The organism is Flavobacterium poyangense, from assembly GCF_011751075.1.
GTDB classification, from domain to species: Bacteria; Bacteroidota; Bacteroidia; order Flavobacteriales; family Flavobacteriaceae; genus Flavobacterium; species Flavobacterium poyangense.
Genome location: NZ_JAALLN010000235.1, coordinates 1 through 516, shown reverse-complemented (window position 1 = coordinate 516; position 516 = coordinate 1). Strand labels below are relative to the sequence as shown.

The 516-nt window shown below is 67.4% G+C and carries 1 protein-coding gene; it reads left to right on the top strand.

All coding sequences use genetic code 11. The features are described 5' to 3' along the window. The coding region (locus G3A47_RS24725) for an ATP-binding protein (protein WP_458294234.1) at positions 1–516 on the top strand (516 nt) is incomplete at both ends.

Sequence of the window (516 nt, the reverse complement as noted above, 5' to 3'; positions counted from 1 at the left end):
GGCGGCAAGGGCATGCGCGTGGTCGAATCGTCCGGCGCGTTCCTCGATGCGCTGGCCTCGTGCCAGCGCGAGGCCGCCTCCAGCTTCGGCGACGACCGCGTGCTGATCGAACGCTACCTGCAGAAGCCGCGCCACATCGAGATCCAGGTATTCGCCGACAGCCACGGCAACTGCGTCTACCTGTTCGAGCGCGACTGCTCGGTGCAGCGCCGCCACCAGAAGGTGATCGAGGAAGCGCCCGCGCCCGGCATGACCGAGGAACGCCGCCGCGCCATGGGCGAAGCCGCCGTGGCCGCCGCGCGCGCGGTGGGCTACGTGGGCGCCGGCACGGTGGAATTCATCGCCGAGCCCGACGGCCGCTTCTACTTCATGGAAATGAACACTCGCCTGCAGGTCGAGCACCCGGTCACCGAGATGATCACCGGCGTTGATCTGGTCGAGCAGATGATCCGCGTGGCGGACGGAGAAAAACTGGCCTTTGGCCAGAGCGATGTGAAGCTGAACGGGTGGGCGGTT